Here is a 13,240-nt window from a genome sequence, read left to right as displayed (position 1 = left end):
CCCAATGCCCAATGCCCAATGCCCAATGCCCAATGCCCAATGCCCAATGCCCCATGCCCCATGCCCAATGCCCCATGCCCAATCCCTATTTAGCAAGACCGTGTTCTAGAGCAAAGCGAACTAACTCTGTACGGCTATTGGTACCGGTTTTACTAAATAAACGGCTGACGTATTTTTCTACATTGCGGACGCTGGTTTCTAAGCGACGGGCGATTTCTTTGTTCATTAACCCTTCTGCGACCAAATTTAAAACACTTTGTTCTCTGGGAGTCAAATCAATTTTAAAAGGGGCTGGCGATTGGGAAATAGCATTTCTTTGAGTTAACAATGCTTTAATTTGGGAAATCTGATTGGCTAGTTCAGCAAGATCGGGGGTTTCAGCATCATCTCCCGTACTCGCAGCCTTAGCGGCGCGACGGGCTAGCAAATTTTCGACTATAGCCACTAACTCGTCTGGATCAAAGGGTTTGGGTAGATAGGCATCAACACCAGCGTGATAGCCTTGAATGCGATCGCCTGTCATACCTTTAGCAGTTAAAAATACTACTGGGAGTGCTTGGAAACGGGGGTCTTCCCGTAGTTGCTTCAGGAATTGATAGCCATCTACTTGAGGCATCATCACATCAGAAATCACTAAATCAGGTGTATTCAGCTGCATCCATTCCCAACCTTCAAGGGCGTTACTGGCGACTTGAACGCTGAAACCGCTCTCTTGCAAATAGTCTTTCACGGCTTCCCGTATCCCTGGTTCATCATCCACCAGTAACAATTGTGCTGACATTTAAAATTCCCTTGAGTTTTCCTTTTTCCAATTTAGCGAAAGTTGGTAAGCATTGAGCAACTTGAAGTCACCTCTACCGCCTCAAAAGCTTTTAAAGTTCACAGCTGTGCCTCCATCAACTCTGCTGCTGCATTAACGATTGTGCCTTCATAAGGACGGGGTGTCCGCAAAGTTTTTCAACATTCCCCTATAGCAAGATCCCAACAGTTGATGGTTTCATGTTGGCTACCGCTAAGGAAAGTTGGCTCGTCTTGAATCAAACTAAGCCACCATGTAGTAAGGCAGTCTCTAGTAGCTATGATTCATGATTGCTATGAGAATAAAAAAAGCGTTCTTATCAATTACGAATTTTTTAATAACCCTTACCATTGAGGATTTTCCATAATTAATGCTTCTGCTGCCGAGCTATTTAACGGAACTGAGAAAAAATGTCCTTGGACATATTGACAGTTTAACTTTCTTAGAACTAATAGTTGCTCTTTTGTCTCTACCCCTTCGGCAAGCACATCCACACCTAGCTTGTGTGCCAAAGTGACAATTATCTCAATAATTTCTAAATTCTTACTATTAGTGCCCATCATGCTGATGAAAGAACGGTCAATTTTCAACACACTAATCGGAAAGTTATAAAGACCACCTAATGAAGAGTAGCCTGTACCAAAGTCATCAATTGATAACTCAATGCCCATCTCTCGAAGTTGTAAAATTGCGGCAGTTACCTTATCGCCATTTTCCACAATTGCCTTTTCAGTAATCTCTAGGATTAGAGTACCAGCATCCAGGCCAGTTGAGTGCAAAATTTGCCCAATCTGCTCTATCAAGTCCGGCTGAGAAAATTGCTTGACGGAGAGATTAACACTAATTTTCTTTAGTAATTTAGAACGATGACATTCCCGCCAAACTTGCATCTGGCGGCAAGCTTCATGCAAAGCCCATTTGCCAATGGAGAAAATTAGTCCAGTTTCCTCTGCTAGGGAAATAAAATCTGCTGGATTCAGTAGACCACGCTCTGGGTGCTGCCAGCGCAATAGAGCCTCAAAACCTAAAATAGAGCCATTAGCGAGCGAAACAATCGGTTGATAATAAACCCGAAATTCTTCGCGTTCAATTGCTCGCCGCAAATCAGTCTCTAACTGCAATCTCGCTAGAGCATCAGCATACATATCTGAGTTGAATAGCTCATAACGCGCTCTGCCTACCATCTTGGCTCGATACATTGCTGTATCTGCATCCCTCAACAGTTCTTCTGGGTGTTGATAGTCTACTGTCGAACTCAACGCGATGCCAATACTTGCCGTGATGAAGACTTCTTGTCCGTCAAGTTCAAAGGGTAATGCCAGTTCCTTCTGAATCCGTTCAGCGACTTTGATAGCATCTGACATATCCTGGATTCCTTCAAGCAGGATTGTAAATTCGTCTCCCCCAAGCCGTGCTGCTGTATCTATGGAGCGTACACATATTTGTAGTCTACTTGCAACAGCAAGCAGCAATTGGTCTCCATTTAGGTGTCCAAGGCTGTCATTGATCACCTTAAACCGATCTAGGTCGATAAATAGTACAGCATATAGATAATCTGAATGCCGTTTTGAATAATTTATCGCATGTTTTAGGCGGTTCATAAATGCAACGCGGTTTGCCAGACCCGTCAGTGTATCGTGAAAAGCAAGGTGCAGTAGTTGTGACTCGACTCTTTTACGTTCTGTAATTTCATTTAGCAATTTCTGATTTGCTTTTACCAGTTCCGCTGTTCGTTCCGCCACCCGTATTTCTAACTCACTGTAAGCTCGGTACAACATTTCTTCAGCTTGTTTGCGTTCACTGATGTTGCACAACAGCCAACGCCACCCAAGGTAATTAAACTCAAGATCGTATACTACAGACGCTTTCACATTAGCAGGGAAAGGCTTTCCTTTCCGTGGCTGTAAGTGAATTTCCCAGTTCAGTATCTCTTGCAAATTGTTTATTTGATAGTTAAAGCACTGGCGGTCTTGTTGAGCAATAAAAAGAATTAATGGTTTACCTACTAAATATTTTTGTTGGACACCGAGCAAAGTTGCTGCTATGTGGTTAGCCTCTTGGATTATTCCGTGAGTATCAGTTACCAAGTAACCATCTGGAACAAACTCGAACAAATCTTGGTAACGCTGGCGCTCTTTCTCTACTGCCGCTCGTGTTACCTTTAACTCCTCGGAAGCTGTCAATAGTTCTTCCATTGCGGTGTTAAGTTCCTCGAAAGCTTCTGTTATCATCTCCGGTTGTGAGTTCAGCTTAGATCCATAGCATTTTAATAGTTCCTGTATCTGTGAGCACAATTTATCTATCTGTTGATTAAATCCATCTACTTTCATGTTGCTCAACTCACAAAACTATAAAGCGTAAGTGTGAATGAAGAAAGCAGTGAAAGCAAACTCCATGCTTTCTTCAAGACTTCAGACGCTATTGAGCAGGCAAGGAGAGAAGGTTACTTGAAAGAGCGGACACTCTATAAATAAATATTAAAGAAGTTGGTTTTTTGATTTACTAATTTATCTTTCAATAATCACGAAGCAATCAAATTTGTGCAGCCTCAATCAACTTTTACCCTTATTTAGTGCCAACCAGCCCTACCTAGTGAAATTTTTATTTTATTAAATACAAGGTACTAAAGTTCAAAGATTAATAACAGCATATTTGCTTTACCTACTTTTGAAAATACTTCTTAAGATACATTCGCTTTTGTGAGCTAAAGAAAGCATAAGGTTCTCAGCCAATGCTTCTAGACTGACAAGAACGTTTTTGCTCAGGTGTTACTAAATTCAGCTATGAAAATGATTTTGCGTAATTTCAAAACCTTTGTAGAGACTAGCAATTGCAACGTCTTTATACCAAAATTTACACATCTAAATCAGCAACACCTTTTTTCTTAATTACAGTCGAGCAATTATCTTGGCATTCTCTGGTAGCTTGGCCTCTCTTTGTCCAGCAGTACGCGCCCTAGCTGTGAATAAACCAATGGGGGTATTTAATAAATCTACAAGGCTGGCTTGACTAGCGATGCCTGCGACGGGCTTCGCCAAAGCCTTTTTAATATCTCTTGGTACTTCCTTCAATAACCAACGTGCCAAGCGATAGCCGTATTCTCTGGGTGTCATCTCTCGCATTAAATCTACACCGTACAGTTCGTGCAGATAGCGATTTGAACGTCCATAACGCCGCCATTGACTTTGCAGTTCTTGAAGTGTAGCGCGGTGGCGGTGCTGAACGATCGCACTTGGAGCAAATTCTAAACGCCCGATGTTTTCTGCCAAAATCCGCCAACAAATATCAGCATCACCACCAGTAGTTAGATAGGGACGAAATAAACCCACTTTTTCAAAAGCAATGCGTCGAATCGCCAAATTAGCTGTTTGACCATAGGGACGAAAGGAATGGTTAAGGGTATGTTTTTGCGATAAAGTTTCTTGACGGTCTGCGTGTTGTTCTAACAAAGTTGTGCCTGGTAGTGCCAAAATTTCACCAGCAACAATTACTACTTCTGCGTTAACAAAAGGCTGAATTAGTGTGTCTAACCATTGCGGTTGTGGGCGACAATCTGCATCGGTAAAAACCATAATTTCACCCGTAGCGGCGCGAATCCCGGTATTACGAGCAGCGTAAGAGCTTTGAATTTGGGTTTCGCTTAAGGGGCGAATTGTAATTGGGGAATTTTCGGCAGATGTTTTCAGGATGGTGAGAGTGCGATCGCTACTGTTGTTGTCCACCAACAAGTATTCTACCCGGTCTTTTGGGTAAGTTTGAGACAACAGACAATTGATTAACTCTGGTAAATCTGCCTCACCGTTATAAATAGGAACAACCACCGACACCATTGGTAAAATGCTGGTGGCGGTGGTTGCATCAACTGGTTGATGATTCATAAATCTGAGATTTTGGAGATGGGATTAGTAGTTAGTATTCCCAAATCAAAATCCTGGAACGGCATATCAAGCAGTTTTCATAACTCCAAAAATCTGGATTTGGGAATACTACTATATAAACACCTGGTAACAAATCATTCGCGTCAATTTAAAATTTCAGGTTATCGGCGCGGCTCATGGGTCGAGTCGGTTGATTTGCTGGTGGCTGGGCAAAGTTATTATTTGATAGAATTGCGATCGCTCGAGCATATTGGGGATCGCTCTTAGTTCCAATTAAATTGGGATTAGAAGCCAATTGACGCTCTTGTGCCTCTGTCAAGTCTAGCTTGATATCAGGTGTAATTCCTTTGTGGTTAATATCCGTTCCTGCTGGGGTGTAGTAATGGGCAATGGTGACAGCCAAGCCGGAACCATCTGCGAGTTCATGAACTGACTGGACTAAGGCTTTGCCAAAGGTTTGACCCCCCACGACTACCGCCCGTTTATTATCCTTGAGTGCCCCTGTAAGGATTTCACTAGCACTAGCTGAATTGCCATCCACTAAGACTGCCAAAGGACGATTTGTCAAAGCAGTGCGATTGGCTTTAGTTTCTTCGCTGCTGCCTACACGGTCTATTGTCTTGACAATTCCGCCGTTGTCATACCACATCCGAGCAATTTCAATGCTTGCCTGCAACAAACCGCCAGGATTCCCCCGCAAATCCAAGACATAAGAATCAACTTTCTTAGTGTTCAAATCGCGGATGGCTCGTTGCATTTGGTCTGCGGCGTGGGCGCTAAATTCCCGCAAACGGATATAGCCAACGCGGCGATTCCCTTCTTGTCTGAGGGTATAGCGTACCGTTGGGACTTCAATACTTGCCCTTGTCAGCTTCAAATCAAAGGCATTTTGGCCTGTGCGTCCTAATCTTAGCTTAATCGGAGTACCCGCTTTGCCACGGATGAGCTTAGAAGCATCATCCACTTTCATTTTGAGAGTGGATTTGCCGTCAATTGCCAAAATTTGATCGCCTGCTTTGATTCCAGCTTTCAGCGCCGGAGAGTTTTCTATGGCTTCGACAACGGTGAGCTGCTGAGTTTTTTCGTTCACTTCCATCCGAATGCCGATACCAGAGACTTCCCCAGATGTTTGGCTAGTTAGAGCTTCAAATTGTTGGGGGTCCATGAACCGAGTGTAAGGATCTCCTAACTTTTGTAAAGCTTCGCGGATGGCAGTGTATGCTTCTTCCTTAGAAGAGTAGTCTTTGCTCAACAAGCTTTGCCTGGTTGCTTGCCAATCTTGTTGATTAAATTTGCCATCAACATATTCATGATTTACCAGTTGCCAAACTTGGTCAACTATCACTTTTGGGCTGTCTTGGAGGGCTAGAGCAGCACGGACACCACGAGTCCAAGCGGGGCCGAATACAGACATGGTAGCAGTTGTGGCGATCGCTCCACCAATCAAGGCTACTTGGAGCGGTGAGTAACTTTTCGCAGATTGGTTCATGTATACTTAGCTGGAATAATTGTGTTGTTGACAGTTTAGCAATCAGGCTTTCCAGAAATTTTTAAGTTTTTATACCCCAGAATCAACTATGTTCCTTCATCATTTTTATCCTTAAATGATGCCAAAAATGCCGCATTAGTTATTAACAATCATTTCTCAGTTTGTTAGTCTACTCCGGAAGGCTATACTGAGCGTGTGACACTTTAATTAGCGTCATCTTTGCATTCTAGATTACTTTTATAAGATAGCACTTTGCTCACTGAATTGCAGTACTGTTATACAGCAATAAAATCAGTTTTTCTTACTTAAGTCATGAAACGCAAATTTACCAACAAATCATTAATTTCTATTAAAAAAAAATCTGCTAATCTGTGGCAATTGTTACAAAAACTCAGTGGTGGATTGTATGTTGTCCTGGGTGTTTGGCTGATTTTTACTACTATAACCTTAGTTTTTGCGTCTTCGCAGCCAGTAGATGCGTTCTTTGTGCTTGGTGGCAGTATTCGTCGAGAAACTTATGTTGCCCAACTAGCAAAACAATACCCGCAAACCCCAATTTTAATTTCTCATGGTTCCCCAGATCCCTGTATACGGTTAATTTTTGAGGCAGAATTAGCAGAGTTACAAAACGTTTGGTTAGAAAAATGCGCGAATTCTACCTTTGAAAATTTTTATTATGGTATTCCAATTCTGCGCCGTTGGGGAGTGCATAAAGTCATGTTGATTACCTCGCCAAGTCATTTACCCAGAGCTAAATGGATGGCACAGGTTCTTTTTGGCGCTCATGGTATTTGGGTTGAGCCAGAAATTGTTCAGGAGTCGGGTATTCCTGGTAATCGGGAATCTTGGACAAAAACTGGATTAGATGTAACGCGCAGCTTATTTTGGGCGATTTTAAGTCAAATTATTCAACCACAATGCTCAAATGTGACAAAACTTACTGATGTGGATATGCAAGCTTGGGAACATCGAGGTTTTCATTGCGAACACCAAGGGGGGCTGAGGAGATAACTTACTCGTAATGCGTCCACATCCGAATTATCTTGACTACTTGCTCGGATTCAATGACCTCATATACCAATCGATGCTGTATATTTATCCTACGAGAATAAGCACCTGATAAGTTACCAACCAGCTTTTCATAAGGTGGAGGATTTTGAAAAGGATTTTCTTTAAGGACTGCGAGTAATTCCTCGGCCTTTTCCTTTAAGTTATTAGAAGCTAATTTCTTCGCGTCTTTTTGCGCTTGTTTTGTGTAAATCAACCTCCAACTCGCTCCTTCGGGGTTTGCAAGTGGCTCCTCAGAAGCTTGCTGACTCACCAATCTAACTCCTCATCACATTCTTGGATCGGGGTTGCTAGTCCTTCTTTTATAGATTCTTGCATTCCAGGGACAGATAATAAGTAAAGAGTCTCTTGAATTGCAGACCAATCTTTTTCCGCTAGCAGAATTGCATTACCACGATCGCCTCGAATGATCACAGGTTTACCCTGCTCTGCAACTTGGTCGATGATCTCTTGCAAATTATTTTGAGCGTCGTTGACAGGAAGCGAAGACATCATAACTTTTTTAACTCACGATAACTTTAATTTAGTTTACTCATCCTACAAAAAATCACTTTGTTTTTTTGATAGCATGATAACCGTGTCATCATGCTAATTATGATAATATCATTTAAGGATCGAGGAACCGAAGATATTTTTGATGGCAATGACTCAAAGGAAGCTCGAAAGCAATGTCCTATATACTGTTGGGAAGTTGCACGGAGAAAATTAGATCAAATCAATGCAGCGTTATCTCTAGATGACATGAAAGTTCCACCAGGTAACAGGTTAGAGATACTAAAAGGTGAGCGTAAAGGTCAGCATAGCATTCGGATTAATGACCAATATCGAATTTGCTTTATATGGACACTCCAGGGTGCATCAGAAGTTGAAATAGTCGATTACCATTAGGAGGTAACAACAGATGAGAGTTCCAAAGTATAGACCTCCATCACATCCAGGTGAAATATTACTTAAAGATTTTCTAGACCCAATGGGAATCACCCAAAGAGAACTTGCAGATGCACTTCACGTTCCTTATCAGCGAATAAATGAGCTTGTAAATCAAAAGCGAGGTATTACACCTAGTACGGCAGTAAGGTTATCAAAATTTTTCGGAAATAGCTCAGAGTTTTGGTTAAACCTCCAACAAAATTGGGAACTTTACCACGTTCTCAAGGAAGAAGAAGAGGAACTAAAAAGTATTTTGCAATTTGGAACCACGAAGTAGCGATCGCTTGAAAAATTAAGCAGTATATTTGCATAAAATAATCACAATTAGGCAAAGGTGAAGAAAATCTTACTCTCCACCTCTGAGCTTGTTATTAAACATCGCTTCTGCTGATTGCATCCAATGGAGAATCAATGCAAAAGTTCCCAATCTTGCAGCATCAAAATAGCATCTCTATACAAAGACAAATCTACCTGGTTAACTTCTATTCCCTCTCCGATTCCTTGTAGAAGGGTAATTGTCAATTTTCCTCCCAAATGTTCGCGGAATTCCGTAAGCCCCCTAAATAGACAATGCGGATGGTCTAGTCGATCTAATTGCTCTGTCAATGCCGATATGTACAAAGTAAAGCCTAATTTTTTGAGTGTAGTTAGAACCCTTTGCCACTCTGATTGCAAGAGTTGCCCTGTTAAATATGAATAGGTTGTATCTAAAGCGATGCCGATCGCAACAGCTTCACCGTGACGTAAGCTGTAATTAGTTAAATGCTCCAGTTTGTGAGCAGCCCAGTGTCCAAAGTCTAAAGGACGCGATGAACCCATTTCAAAGGGATCGCCACTACCAGCAATATGCTCTAAGTGCAACTGAGAACAGCGATAGATCAGTCTTTCCATTATGTCCATGTCTCGATTAGCCAATTTATCGGCATTAGTCATAATGAAATCGAAGAAATCTGCATCTTTAATCAACGCTACTTTTACCGCTTCTGCAATACCCGATCGCCAATCTCGATCGTCGAGGCTAGTAAGAAAATCAAAGTCATTCAAGACAGCATAAGGTGGCATGAATGTACCCAAAAAGTTTTTCTTACCGAAGGCATTGATTCCGTTTTTTACTCCTACACCCGAATCATTTTGCCCTAATACTGTTGTCGGTACTCGTAGTAGCCGAATTCCTCGGTGAGCTGTTGTTGCTGCGTATCCTGCCATGTCTAGGACAGCTCCACCTCCAATTGCTAAAACGTAGGAGTGACGGCATAATCCAGCTGCATTGATCTGCTGATGAATTTGCTCTATAAATCTAGAATCGTTTTTGACTGCTTCTCCACCTGGAACTACTATCGGCTCACCGCTCAGTGTGAATACATCTTCATAGCATTGGGCATAGGCTGATAATTTTTTTAACAGCCCATCTTGATACTGTAAAAATCCTCCATCTACCACTGCTAGTACTTGTTTTGGGGTTGTCTCCCCATCTGCGGCGATCGCTTGTGCAAGTAAAGGATTATCTAAGTGAAACAGACCTCTAGTGAAGTGAACATCATAATTGAAGCTAACACGAACACATTGGTTAATTGGTTGTAGATTAAGAGCGTTTTTTTGTTGAATAGCCATTTGAATATTATTACTTTCTAAGTAATTGTAAATATATACACTATCGCAATTAAATTAACAGCAATATAAACAGAATAAACCCATCAAATAATTCAAAATTTAAATGAACTACTAAACGAATCTATTTACTAAATTAATCATACTTTTGAAGAATTTCACCTAACAGATAAAGTTTAAAATAACATGAATTTACAATTTATATTAATGCCTATCCTTTATATATGAGGTTAGTAATGGAGATCATTATTACATAAAATTCTAATTTTTTTCCGTAAGATAAATTGAGGATTTATCTAATCAAAATGGTATCTTTACAGTATCTTCTTTAAAGTCAGGAGATTTTTATAGATTCAGTGAAGTTACGATCCCAGTAAGATATTATCTAACTGCTTTAAACCCAAAATATCAAGTTTAGTGCTATATTTTATACTTGGTTGTCACAAATAAGTTGGGCAACTTATCCTGAATTTATCATGAGTAAAGTAAACAAATTACTGCATCATTGGCTGTTAAAGTCTGTTTCAGAGAAAGCTTTTACTTGGTTGGAACAGAAGCAAGCACAGATTGCTAGCGGCACTGCTGAACGAGTGTTTTTTACAGCTTTTAGTGCTGTGCCGCGTTATCTAGATAAACAGGATTTGCAGCTAACATTCCAGGACTTGGAAGCAGCAGAGGATCTGATTCCCGGCTGGTATCCTGGTAATTGGAGTGTAGATCAAGCGGGTCGCACACTTTTGCTTTTAGCTTTGCCCCACGATGATGCTGAGGTCTATGTGCGATCGCTCGATCGAGTCTTCTCCACTGCCGATATGGGGGAGTTAGTTGCCCTTTATCAAAGTTTGCCGCTACTACCACATCCAGAGTTACATCGCCATCGTACTGCTGAGGGAATTCGCAGCAATATGAGTAATGTATTTCAAGCTATAGCACTGCGTAACCCTTATCCAGCAAATTACTTAGATAATGCTGCTTGGAATCAGATGGTACTGAAGGCTGTGTTTGTCGGCAGTCCGTTGCATCTAATTTGGGGTCTAGATCGGCGTGCTAATCCAGAATTGGCGAGGATGTTGGCAGACTATGCCCATGAACGTTGGGCAGCTAAACGCACAGTTACGCCAGAACTTTGGCGACCTGTAGGACGGTTTGCCGATAGCGCCATCATCACAGATTTGGAAAAAGTACTAGCTAATGGGGATATACACGAGCAAGAAGCAGCAGCCTTAGCTTGTGCTGAGTCTCCTTTACCGCAAGCGCAAGCATTACTTTCTCATTACCCAGATTTACAGTCATCCATTCAACAAGGTAATCTGACTTGGAGCAGTTTTAGCCGCAAATGAAGGGAGTGGGGACTGGGGAAGAAGCAAGGGAGCAGGGGAGAAATCAATTCAAAATTCAAAATTCAAAATTCAAACATTGTAGAACTTCTGCCTCCTGCCTCGTCTTTCCCAATGCCCAATGCCCAATGCCCAATTCCCAATCCCCAATCCCCAATCCCCAATCCCCAATCATTAAAACTATGATGTTTATCGATCCTCACATTCACATGTGTTCCCGTACTACTTACGATTACTTAGTAATGCGGGAATATGGAATTGTTGCCGTTATTGAACCAGCCTTTTGGTTAGGACAACCCCGAACTAACGCTGGCTCATTTAAAGACTATTTCAGTAGTCTTGTAGGTTGGGAACGGTTTCGTGCTAGTCAGTTTGGCATCCAACACTACTGCACAATCGGCCTAAATCCGAAAGAAGCAAACAATGAGGCGCTAGCAACTGAAGTTATGGAACTGCTACCACTTTACGCCTGTAAAGAAGGAGTTGTTGCTATTGGTGAAATTGGCTATGACGATATGACAGAAGCAGAAGATAAGTACTTTTGTCAACAGTTAGAATTAGCCAAAGAACTCGATAGTTTGGTATTAATTCATACTCCTCACCGTAACAAGAAGGCGGGTGCTAGTCGGAGTATGGATCGTTGTATTGAATATGGCTTAGATCCTTCACAAGTAGTTATCGATCACAACAACGAAGAAACCGTTGAAGAAGTATTAGGACGGGGCTTTTGGGCGGCTTTCACGATTTACCCACAGACGAAGATGGGTAACGCCCGAATGGTAGAAGTTGTCCGCAAATATGGATGCGATCGCATCATTGTAGATAGTAGTGCTGATTGGGGTATTAGCGATCCTTTAGCAGTCCCAAAAACGGCTCAGTTGATGTTAGATAGGGGCATTCCTGAAGAACATGTGCGAGCAGTTTGTTATGAAAATGCCCTAGCTGCTTACAGTCAAACTGGGCAGATGAAAGCTTCAGATTGGCTCAATCCTCAATCTATCGATCAACGTCAAATGTTCAGTGGTAATTCTGTGCTACGGGGACAAGAACCAGGAATCAAATCAGTTTCAGATTTTGTATTGATTGAATAGAAAATTGTGAGGGGGATTGGGCATTGCAAGAGATATTTTCATCTTAATATGCAGTTTATTTTGAAAAATTACTAGGCACGGAGGCAGATAAGTGAATGTTGCAAGCTTAAATTTTCAAAGCTGGCGGGGTTATCTGGAATTGATGCGTCCTGCTAATATTGTTACTGCTTGGGCGGATATTCTTCTTGGTTTTGCTGCTTCTGGTTATGGGATTATTTTTGTTCAATTAATAAATGGAGAAGCAAGTTTTTCCATACTAATTCCATTAGCTTGGTTGTTATTAGCTACAACTGGCTTATACGGTGGCGGTATAGTTTTTAATGATGTTTTCGATGCCGAATTAGATGCCAAAGAACGACCAAATAGAGCAATTCCTAGTGGTCGCGTATCTCGTCAAAATGCTACTTTATTGGGAAGTATACTGTTTGCGATTGGGATTATAGCTGCTTTTCAAGTATCGTTGTTGAGTGCTGCGATCGCAACATTTATTACTCTTTCATGCCTCCTTTATAACTCACTCGCCAAACATCATCCTTTTTTCGGCCCTTTAAATATGGGTTTGTGTCGTGGCAGTAACTTATTATTAGGCGTAAGTGCTGTACCAGAAATAATCGGAGAACGTTGGTATTTAGCGCTGATTCCTGTTCTTTATATTGCTGCTATCACGGCAATTAGTCAGGGTGAAGTTCACGGAGGAAAGAAGATTACGGGAGTACTCGCGCTACTTCTAATTGCAATAGTTTTGACAGCAGTTTTAGCTTTAGGATTATTAGAAGAGTATAGAGCGATCGCAGCCCTACCATTCGCTATTTTCTTAGCTATCAGAATCTTGCCTAACTTTATCAAAGCAGCGCGCGAACCGATAGCTGAAAATATCAGAAATGCTGTGAGAATAGGCGTTTTATCTCTAATAGTCTTAGATGCAACCGTTGCATCTGGTTTTGCTGGTTTGTATTACGGTTTATTTGTTCTAATTTTGCTACCATTTTCTATGAAATTAGCAAAGGTATTTGCTGTTACTTAAATTTGAATGTATACAC

13 protein-coding genes are annotated in these 13,240 nt (G+C 41.4%); 6 read left to right on the top strand and 7 right to left on the bottom strand.

The features are described from left to right. Positions 1-85 precede the first annotated feature (85 nt). From RMX89_RS25170 to ctpB, 4 genes are all read right to left on the bottom strand, one after another. On the bottom strand, positions 86-781 hold the full coding sequence (locus RMX89_RS25170) for a response regulator transcription factor (RefSeq protein ID WP_322671518.1): 696 nt from the start codon (positions 779-781) through the stop codon (positions 86-88). A gap of 362 nt (positions 782-1,143) precedes the next feature. After that, positions 1,144-3,030, bottom strand: coding sequence for an EAL domain-containing protein (locus tag RMX89_RS25165; RefSeq protein WP_322690866.1), 1,887 nt, complete (start codon positions 3,028-3,030; stop codon positions 1,144-1,146). A 657-nt stretch (positions 3,031-3,687) separates the two neighbouring features. Then, on the bottom strand, positions 3,688-4,677 hold the full coding sequence (locus RMX89_RS25160) for a glycosyltransferase (protein ID WP_322690865.1): 990 nt from the start codon (positions 4,675-4,677) through the stop codon (positions 3,688-3,690). Positions 4,678-4,825: 148 nt separating this feature from the next. Then, a complete protein-coding gene (ctpB, locus tag RMX89_RS25155) occupies positions 4,826-6,166 on the bottom strand; it encodes a carboxyl-terminal processing protease CtpB (protein ID WP_322690864.1) in 1,341 nt (446 codons plus the stop codon). 312 nt (positions 6,167-6,478) lie between these two features. On the opposite strand from ctpB, the gene RMX89_RS25150 reads away from it, so the two are divergent. Further along, a complete protein-coding gene (locus RMX89_RS25150) occupies positions 6,479-7,177 on the top strand; it encodes a YdcF family protein (protein WP_322690863.1) in 699 nt (232 codons plus the stop codon). A gap of 1 nt (position 7,178) precedes the next feature. Here the strand turns inward: RMX89_RS25150 and RMX89_RS25145 are convergent, their stop codons facing one another. After that, on the bottom strand, positions 7,179-7,487 hold the full coding sequence (locus RMX89_RS25145; RefSeq protein WP_322690862.1) for a Txe/YoeB family addiction module toxin: 309 nt from the start codon (positions 7,485-7,487) through the stop codon (positions 7,179-7,181). After that, entirely contained in the window at positions 7,484-7,726 is a 243-nt protein-coding gene (locus RMX89_RS25140; RefSeq protein ID WP_416212007.1) for a type II toxin-antitoxin system Phd/YefM family antitoxin, read from the bottom strand. The genes RMX89_RS25145 and RMX89_RS25140 overlap by 4 nt, the downstream gene beginning before the upstream one ends. A 102-nt stretch (positions 7,727-7,828) precedes the next feature. Between RMX89_RS25140 and RMX89_RS25135 the strand changes: the two genes are divergently transcribed. Next, positions 7,829-8,122: a type II toxin-antitoxin system RelE/ParE family toxin gene (locus RMX89_RS25135; protein WP_322690860.1), complete on the top strand. Its 294-nt coding sequence runs from the start codon at positions 7,829-7,831 to the stop codon at positions 8,120-8,122. 13 nt (positions 8,123-8,135) lie between these two features. Further along, positions 8,136-8,441: a HigA family addiction module antitoxin gene (locus RMX89_RS25130; protein WP_322690859.1), complete on the top strand. Its 306-nt coding sequence runs from the start codon at positions 8,136-8,138 to the stop codon at positions 8,439-8,441. A 131-nt stretch (positions 8,442-8,572) separates the two neighbouring features. Here RMX89_RS25130 and RMX89_RS25125 read toward each other — a convergent pair whose 3' ends face one another. Further along, the gene (locus tag RMX89_RS25125) at positions 8,573-9,775 is read right to left on the bottom strand and encodes a 3-dehydroquinate synthase (protein ID WP_322690858.1); all 1,203 of its coding nucleotides are present in this window, start codon (positions 9,773-9,775) and stop codon (positions 8,573-8,575) included. 473 nt (positions 9,776-10,248) lie between these two features. Here RMX89_RS25125 and RMX89_RS25120 point away from each other — a divergent pair, with 473 nt between their 5' ends. The 3 genes from RMX89_RS25120 to eboC all read left to right on the top strand — a co-directional run bounded on the left by RMX89_RS25120 (position 10,249) and on the right by eboC (position 13,224). Further along, positions 10,249-11,112: an EboA family metabolite traffic protein gene (locus RMX89_RS25120; protein WP_322690857.1), complete on the top strand. Its 864-nt coding sequence runs from the start codon at positions 10,249-10,251 to the stop codon at positions 11,110-11,112. A gap of 125 nt (positions 11,113-11,237) precedes the next feature. Beyond that, positions 11,238-12,200, top strand: coding sequence for a TatD family hydrolase (locus RMX89_RS25115; RefSeq protein WP_322690856.1), 963 nt, complete (start codon positions 11,238-11,240; stop codon positions 12,198-12,200). Positions 12,201-12,291: 91 nt separating this feature from the next. After that, positions 12,292-13,224, top strand: a complete 933-nt coding sequence (gene eboC / locus RMX89_RS25110) for a UbiA-like protein EboC (RefSeq protein ID WP_322690855.1) — start codon at positions 12,292-12,294, stop codon at positions 13,222-13,224. Positions 13,225-13,240 lie beyond the last annotated feature (16 nt).

Origin of the sequence: Nostoc sp. DedSLP04, from assembly GCF_034530775.1 — a bacterium.
In the GTDB taxonomy this organism is placed as follows: domain Bacteria; phylum Cyanobacteriota; class Cyanobacteriia; order Cyanobacteriales; family Nostocaceae; genus Nostoc.
The sequence above is the reverse complement of the archived record's forward strand: the minus strand, read 5'-3'. Positions and strand labels throughout refer to the sequence as shown.

Coding starts and splice junctions, on each gene's coding strand:
- RMX89_RS25170 (WP_322671518.1), bottom strand. CDS start 781: ATGTCAGCACAATTGTTACTGGTGGATGATGAACCAGGGATACGGGAA.
- RMX89_RS25165 (WP_322690866.1), bottom strand. CDS start 3,030: ATGATAACAGAAGCTTTCGAGGAACTTAACACCGCAATGGAAGAACTA.
- RMX89_RS25160 (WP_322690865.1), bottom strand. CDS start 4,677: ATGAATCATCAACCAGTTGATGCAACCACCGCCACCAGCATTTTACCA.
- ctpB (WP_322690864.1), bottom strand. CDS start 6,166: ATGAACCAATCTGCGAAAAGTTACTCACCGCTCCAAGTAGCCTTGATT.
- RMX89_RS25150 (WP_322690863.1), top strand. CDS start 6,479: ATGAAACGCAAATTTACCAACAAATCATTAATTTCTATTAAAAAAAAA.
- RMX89_RS25140 (WP_416212007.1), bottom strand. CDS start 7,726: ATGTCTTCGCTTCCTGTCAACGACGCTCAAAATAATTTGCAAGAGATC.
- RMX89_RS25135 (WP_322690860.1), top strand. CDS start 7,829: ATGATAATATCATTTAAGGATCGAGGAACCGAAGATATTTTTGATGGC.
- RMX89_RS25130 (WP_322690859.1), top strand. CDS start 8,136: ATGAGAGTTCCAAAGTATAGACCTCCATCACATCCAGGTGAAATATTA.
- RMX89_RS25125 (WP_322690858.1), bottom strand. CDS start 9,775: ATGGCTATTCAACAAAAAAACGCTCTTAATCTACAACCAATTAACCAA.
- RMX89_RS25120 (WP_322690857.1), top strand. CDS start 10,249: ATGAGTAAAGTAAACAAATTACTGCATCATTGGCTGTTAAAGTCTGTT.
- RMX89_RS25115 (WP_322690856.1), top strand. CDS start 11,238: ATGCCCAATTCCCAATCCCCAATCCCCAATCCCCAATCCCCAATCATT.